General features: G+C 70.5%; 7 protein-coding genes. 4 read left to right on the forward strand and 3 right to left on the reverse strand.

Features of this window, described 5'->3' with window-relative positions; all coding sequences use genetic code 11:
• Window positions 1-41: 41 nt before the first annotated feature.
• Entirely contained in the window at window positions 42-2354 is a 2313-nt protein-coding gene (locus tag ACIA5G_RS53645; protein ID WP_395938304.1) for a hypothetical protein, read from the forward strand.
• Here ACIA5G_RS53645 and ACIA5G_RS53650 read toward each other — a convergent pair.
• Window positions 2295-3068 (reverse strand): haloacid dehalogenase type II, encoded by a 774-nt coding sequence (locus tag ACIA5G_RS53650; RefSeq protein WP_395938306.1) that lies wholly within the window; start codon window positions 3066-3068, stop codon window positions 2295-2297. The two genes, ACIA5G_RS53645 and ACIA5G_RS53650, sit on opposite strands and share 60 nt — an antisense overlap.
• Before the next feature lie 30 nt (window positions 3069-3098).
• On the opposite strand from ACIA5G_RS53650, the gene ACIA5G_RS53655 reads away from it, so the two are divergent.
• On the forward strand, window positions 3099-3329 hold the full coding sequence (locus tag ACIA5G_RS53655) for an ArsR/SmtB family transcription factor (protein ID WP_395938308.1): 231 nt from the start codon (window positions 3099-3101) through the stop codon (window positions 3327-3329).
• A 151-nt stretch (window positions 3330-3480) separates the two neighbouring features.
• Complete coding sequence (locus ACIA5G_RS53660) at window positions 3481-3621, forward strand: hypothetical protein (protein WP_395938310.1); 141 nt, start codon at window positions 3481-3483, stop codon at window positions 3619-3621.
• 103 nt (window positions 3622-3724) lie between these two features.
• Here the strand turns inward: ACIA5G_RS53660 and ACIA5G_RS53665 are convergent, their stop codons facing one another.
• Both ACIA5G_RS53665 and ACIA5G_RS53670 read right to left on the reverse strand, forming a co-directional pair.
• Window positions 3725-4780, reverse strand: coding sequence for an SPFH domain-containing protein (locus ACIA5G_RS53665; RefSeq protein ID WP_395938312.1), 1056 nt, complete (start codon window positions 4778-4780; stop codon window positions 3725-3727).
• Window positions 4781-4783: 3 nt separating this feature from the next.
• Window positions 4784-5215 (reverse strand): NfeD family protein, encoded by a 432-nt coding sequence (locus ACIA5G_RS53670; protein WP_395938314.1) that lies wholly within the window; start codon window positions 5213-5215, stop codon window positions 4784-4786.
• Between the two features lie 224 nt (window positions 5216-5439).
• On the opposite strand from ACIA5G_RS53670, the gene ACIA5G_RS53675 reads away from it, so the two are divergent.
• On the forward strand, window positions 5440-6609 hold the full coding sequence (locus tag ACIA5G_RS53675) for a PucR family transcriptional regulator (protein WP_395938316.1): 1170 nt from the start codon (window positions 5440-5442) through the stop codon (window positions 6607-6609).
• The last annotated feature ends 245 nt before the right edge of the window (window positions 6610-6854 follow it).

Raw genomic sequence — 6854 nt, forward strand, 5'->3', positions numbered from 1 at the left:
CAGCCGCCCCGGGGCCGCCGAGACCAGCTACCGGGAGAACGATGATCATCCCCGTACCGGGCCCCGGCGTCGTGGTGGCCGGCACCGCCGACCCGGTCTTCACGAGCATCCTCACCTTGACCCCCGACTACAGCGCAGGCCGGCGGCTGCACGCGTTGTACGTCAACAAACTGCAGAGTGCCCTGCCCGGTCGGGAATCCCAGCTGATCGGGACCGGTCCGACGTTCCGCAGCGTCTTCTTCCCGCGCTGGACCGCCGACCCCCTGCTGGCCACGGCGGATGAAACGGGCCTCGGATCGCCGTGGTGGCGCGACTTCTCCGTCGTGGTGCTGTGCCAGGCCATCGAAGAACTCGGCAGCAGCATCCGGGGGCAGATGCTGGGCGGCAAGATCGCCGCCGATGTGGCGGCCTTCAACTCCACGTTGCGGGCGCAGTCCGCACGCGCCTACGCGAAGGTACTCGCCACGACCTTCGTCCCCCTGACCGCCCTGCTGGCGAAGGTGGACCTCGCTACCGCGAAACGGCAGTTCCGCGACCTCGTGCTGGACAACGTGCTCACCTGGCAGCTGTGGTACCAGGGCGGCCTGTGGACCAGCCCGGACTGGGAGCTGTTCAACCAGTACGCCAAGTACATCGCGCTCGGCGCCTCCGACGCCGAGGTGGACACCTTGATCGGCGAACTCGCCGACGCCGGGCTGCCGATCCCCGCGTCGGTGAACCAGCAGGGGTGGCGCACGTACGCCGAGCAGTTCCGCGACAAGCCGACGATCGATGTCGCCGACATCCGCAGTGCCTGCGCGGGCCCGGTCACCACGAGCACCGTGAACCCGTCGCTCGGTTCTTCCGCCACGCCGGTGTCGACGCCCAACGGCAACTCGTTCGAGTTCACCGCCCACGGCCAGCCAGGCGCGCCCTACCGCCGCGTGCCGGGCGGCTCCTGCTTCACGGGCGACACCACGGTTCTCGACGGGTCCGGACGAGCCGTCCCGATCGGGTCCGTCAAGCGCGGCGACACCGTACTGACCCGGGACGGCACCGCCACCGTGGCCGGCGTCGCGAGGCCCCTGCACGCCGGTCGCCCGCTGCACCGCCTGACCGGCGGCGGCCCGGTGTTCACCGGCACCCACCCGTTCCTGAACGCGGAGGCCGACGCACCCGGCAACCGGCCCGAGCTGCTGGCCGTGACCCCGGCCGCGCTCGCCTGGGACGTTCCTACCCTCAGCGAGAACGGCATCGGGGTCCTCCAGGCCGGCAGTATGGTGCTGACCCGCGGCGCCGGCCGGGAGTCACCGGCCGCGGTGGCGGTCGCCGGGGTCGAACAGGTGCGTCCAGCGGCCGCCGGCACCTACCTGTACGACCTGCGTCTCGTCGCGAAACCCGGTTCCCGGCAGGAGTTCTGGGCCGGCGACGGGACCACCTTCCACCTGGTGTCACCCGAACACCCGCGGCTCGACGAGGCAGGCCCGGAGGCGGAAGTGATCGTCACGGTCGCCGAAGGACTGCTGGGGGCCCGGCACCCGGCCGAACCGGGTTGGGGCCCCCGGGTCATCGACACGGTCAACCGGTTCGGCGCCGGCCTCGTCCACGACGCGCTCAACCGGGCACTAAGCGCCACGCCCTCTTTCGGGTCTCCTGGACCCCGGATCGCGCTCGGCGAACGCATCGACCGTCTCCACCACGGTCTCGGCACCGTCCCGGCGGAAACGGCCGCGGTCGGCGCGAGCCTGTTCGACACGATGCTCGGCACGGCCGGCCAGTGGCTGGCGTCGGTCATCGCCCTGGGCTGGCGCGCCGCGCCGCGCCCGGACGGCGAGATCGTCGCCGTCACGGTGTTCGACATCGTCATGACGCCGGACAGCCCGATCCGTCCCGGCGAGGAGATCCGCTTGGACGTCACGGTGACCGACCGGGACTCGACGGCGTCCACCGCCGTGTGGAACCGCGGCGGCCGGGCCGACACGCGCTTCCACCGCCACTTCGACCGGATCATCCACCTGGACACGAGCGGGGCCGGCCGGCCGGCCGATCTGTCCTTCACCGTCACCACGGAAGGCGTGTCCATCCCGGCCCTGCGCGCCGAGATGCCCGGGGCGGTCGACGGCGCCGCACTGACGCTCCAGTCGGCGCTGTTGCGTGACACCAGAGGCACGGTCGTGGGCACGGTGCGCTTCGACACCCGCCGGCTCGGCCGGGACCTCGCGTCCCGGGAGCTCGCCGGCCGCGGCTCGTGGACCGACGTCGCGGCACGCGCTTACGCCAACGCGGTCGGCGTGGCCATGGTCGAACCGATCCTGTCAGGACTGGAGCACGGCCGGCGTGTCCTCGATGTCATGCAGCAGCCCACGCCGAGGTGAAGGTTGCAGACCGGCTCCGCGCTCGGGTCGTTCACCCGGCCTTGGCGGCCAAGTCGATGACGAGACCGGCGAGACCGGCGAGGTCGCCGAGATCGGCCGCTGACGCGGTGGCCGGCGGCGCGCCGGAAGCTGGTGGTGCCCGGGCCAGGCCAGGAACGCGGTGGTCAGCCCGGCGGCACCGGCACCGGCGATGTCCCAGTCGTGGACGGCGATCATGACCGCCTCGGCCGGGTCGATCCGCTGGGCCTCGACCACCTGGCGGTAGGGCGCGGCGGCCGGCTTCAGCGCACCCACCTGCTCAGCCGAGAAGATCCCGTCGAAACTGCCCGTCAGCCCGGCGTGCTCGAGCTGCCGCTCGATCGTAGCCAGCGGCGAGTTGCCCAGCGCTACGAGCTCCAGGCCGGCCGCTCGAAGGCGAGCGAGTGCGCCGGGCACGTCCGGGTGCGCCGGCAGCGATCGCAACGTCGCTCCGACCACAGCGCGCTGGTCGTCGGTCAGCTGCGTGCCGTACCGGGCGGCGATGCCGGTCGCACACGTCCCGGCGATCTCGGCGAAGTCCCGGTAACCACCGGCGGCGGTGACCGTCAGGGCGGTGTGGATGACCAGGTCGAACCATTCGCGACGGGCGCTCGGCGAGCCGGTCGGCTCGACGAAGACGTCGTCCAGCGGCGCGAGGTCGAGCAAGGTTTCGTTGATGTCGAAGACACACAGCATGGAACACCCTCATGGGTTCGAAGATCCCCGGTGATCGCGGACGTCGACCTGGCGCGCGGCGCCGGGCTGGACGTGACCGGCGAGCGAGCGTGCGGCTCGTTCGCGCTGCCGGTCGCGAAGTCCACCCGGACCTACCACTGGCGGGTGCTGCGGGAAGCGGGCCTGATCAGGCAGCGAAACGCGGGCAACGGAACCTTCGTCCGGCTTCGCCGCGACGAGTTCGAGAAACGCTTTCCCGGCTTGCTCGACCTGACGTCATGAAAGCACGGCCCGCACCGCGTCCGGGAGATCCTCGCGGAACCCGGGAGACGTGAAGCGACCTCGCTGTCCGTCGAGCGCAAGATCCGGGTGCGTCGCGACAGCTCCGCGAATGCGGCTGTTCGGCCGGCCGTGCCGGCGATACCCTGGTCCCATGAGTGACTTCGCCTACACCGCGACTTTGATCGGCGGATTCGTGGCTGTGGCTCTTGTGCTGCGCGGCATCGGCAACGTGCTCAACGTCGGCGCCCACCACGAGGAGCGGACCGTCCGGCGATTTCGGCATTCGAAATAAGCCCCCCACGGCGTGCCGAACTCGCAGCTTTCGGCACGCCGTTCCGCCGGGCGTCGCACTCACCCGGCGACGGACACGCGAGGAGAACACGGTGCCGACCGCCTCACGACGAGGCTCGGCCGGCGTGGTTGGGAGTGGCGGCCTTGAGGGCACCGTTGGTGTCGGCCGCGTCGGCGACCGCCTGAGCGGCGGCTTCCGCGGCACGTGCGGCGTCGGAGGTGGCGCGTTCGGCAACTTCGTCCGAAACCGGTGACGTCATCTCGCGGGTGGCCGGTGACTTGGGCAGGGCTTCGGTGAACGCGCTGGAAACACTCTGGAGTGCGGAGGTGACCTCGCTCGGGATCACCCAGAACGTGTTGCCCGGTCCCTGGGCCAGCTGCGGCAGCATCTGGAGGTACTGGTAAGCGAGCAGCTTCGGGTCGGGATCGTTGCGGTGCACGGCTTGGAACACCTGGTCGATGGCCCTCGACTGCCCTTCGGCCTTGAGGATCTCCGCGGACCGGTTGCCTTCCGCGCGCAGGACGGCGGCCTGTTTGTCACCTTCGGCGGTGAGGATCTGGGACTGGCGCTGACCTTCCGCACCGAGGATGGCGGCGCGCTTGTCCCGCTCGGCGCGCATCTGCTTTTCCATGGCCTCCTTGATGCTGTTGGGCGGGTCGATGGCCTTGATCTCCACCCGGTTGACCCGCAGCCCCCATTTTCCGGTGGCCTCGTCGAGCACACCGCGCAACTGGCTGTTGATCGTGTCGCGGGAGGTGAGAGTGCGTTCCAGGTCCATCGAGCCGACGACGTTGCGCAAGGTCGTGACGGTCAGCTGCTCCACCGCCTGCAGGAAACTGGCGATCTCGTAAGCCGCGGCTCGCGGGTCGGTGACCTGGAAGTACAGCACCGTGTCGATCTCGACGACCAGGTTGTCCTCGGTGATCACCGGTTGCGGCTGGAACGAGACCACCTGTTCCCGCAGGTCGATCGCCGGGTAGACGCGATCCATGTAGGGGATGACGAAGTTGAGACCCGGCTGCAGGGTCCGGTTGTAGCGCCCGAGCCGTTCGACGTTGCGTGCGCGAGCCTGGGGCACGATGCGGACGGCCTTGAGCACCGTCACCACTGCGAGCAGTGCCAAGATCAAGCCGACGACCAAGATGGCGGAAACTTCCATGGGTTACTCCCGGGGGTAGACGAGTGCGGTGCTGCCGCGGATCTCCATGACGTCGGCCACTGCCCCGGTCGGAATCACCAGGGTGTCGTCGTAGCTGCGCGCCGTCCACTCCTCACCGCCGATGCGGACCAGGCCGTCCACCCCGTTCACCTCACGCAGGACGTAAGCGGGTTTGCCGATGAGCGCGTCCACGCCGAAGCGCTGGAGCTGCGGACGAAGCATGTGGCGCTGGACGACGGGACGCAGCAGCAGGAGGCCGGTCGTGGCGGCGATGGCGAAGATCAGGAGCTGGAACGAAGGCGGCAGGCCGACGGTGGCGGCACCCGCGGTAAGCAGCGCGGCGCCGCCGAGGAGCCCGAGAGCCGCGGTGAGGGTGAAGATCTCCGCCACGCCCAGTACCGCCGCGAGGATCAGCCAGATCTGCCAATCGATCATGTGGTGGTCTCCCCCGCTCCCTCTCGTGACACCTGCGGCATCGTCCACTCATCGTGTTCGCCCGCGGCTCCGCCGACAAGGTGCGCGCCCGGCGACGTTCGAGCGGTCTTTGTTGCCGATTCCCGGCAACAAGTGCGCACATGTCGTCCTGAAGCCGTTAGGGTCGGGATTCAACGGGTTGCCGAAAGACCGCAAACACCGGTTGAGGCGGAAATGGGTTGACGATGACCGGGCGTGACCGCCGGAGGCTGGATGTCGCCGCGCTCGCCGAGCGAGCCGCACGGGACGCGGGCGGGGTGTCACCGGAGTTCCTCGACGGCTACTTGGAGATGCTCGCCGGTGTCAGCGCGACCGGGCGCCGGCTGGCACGCGCGGAACTCGAGTCCCGCCGCGCGCTCGGCGCGAGCGCTGCCGAGCAGAGCGTTCCCCTGCGCGCGCTGGTCGATCTGTACCTCAGCGCGAACTGGCTGTCCTGGCGCGAGCTGCCCGCGCTCGCCGCGGCGAGCGGCAAGGAGCAGGTCAGCGCGATCGCCGAAGCGGTCCTGCGCGCCGCCGACGACGCCATCGTCGCGCTGGCCGACGGATACGACAGCGCACAGCGTCAGGTCATGCGCCAGGAAGGTGCCGCGCGCCGGGAGTTCGTCGACGACCTGCTCCACGGCCGCAGCGACCTCGGGCGGCTGGCCGAGCGAGCCGAACGGTTCGGCCTCCGGTTGGCCGCGGACTACGCCGTGGCCGCGGCACGCGCCGATCAGCCGTTCACCGAAGGCGACTCCACGACACGGCGCGTCGAAGCCGCGCTCCTGCGTCGCTTCGACGCCCACGAGGTCCTCGTCACCACCAGGGACGGGCTCCTGCTCTGCCTCGCCCCCGGCATGCTCGCCGAAGCACCGGCCGAGTTCGCCCGGCAGGTCGGGTCGCTGCAGCCGGCGCGTGCCGGATGGCAGGTCGGCGTCGGCCGGACGCACGCCGGCCCCGGCGGTATTCTGCGCTCCTACGAGGAAGCACGCGGCGCCCTGGACCTGGCCGCGTCCCTCGGGCTCGCCGCGACCGTGCTCAAAGCGAGTGACCTGCTGGTCTACCAGGTGCTGTTCCGGGACCGCGCCGCGATCATCGACTTGGTCGGCACCGTGCTGGGTCCGCTGGCGGACTCCAGGGGAGGTGCCCGGCCGCTGCTGGACACCTTGGCCGCCTATTTCGCCGCCGGCGAGAACACCGCGGAAACGGCACGGCAGCTGTTCCTGAGCGTCCGCGCCGTCACCTACCGGCTCGACCGCGTCCACCAGCGCACCGGCTACGACCCCCGCGACCCTGCCCAGCGCTTCACCCTCGAAGCCGCGGTGCTCGGCGCCCGCCTGCTCGGCTGGCCCGACCGACCCACTCAACCGGCGTGACCGACCACGACAGGAGCAGGCGATGACAGCCACCGCACGAGCCGGCCGAGCTCCCGCACAGCGACGCCGACCGCACGATCGACCAGGTCACCGAAGTCCGGCCCCGGCCGCATCGCCCGCCGACGACAACGAGGCCACCCGATGAGCTCCCTCATCGCGATCACCGTGTTCGTGGTCGCCTACCTGTTCATCGCCACCGAAAAAATCCCCAAGATGATCGCCGCGCTGGCCGGCGCCGCCGTGAT

The organism is Amycolatopsis sp. NPDC051758, assembly GCF_044453095.1.
Taxonomy (GTDB): Bacteria; Actinomycetota; Actinomycetes; order Mycobacteriales; family Pseudonocardiaceae; genus Amycolatopsis.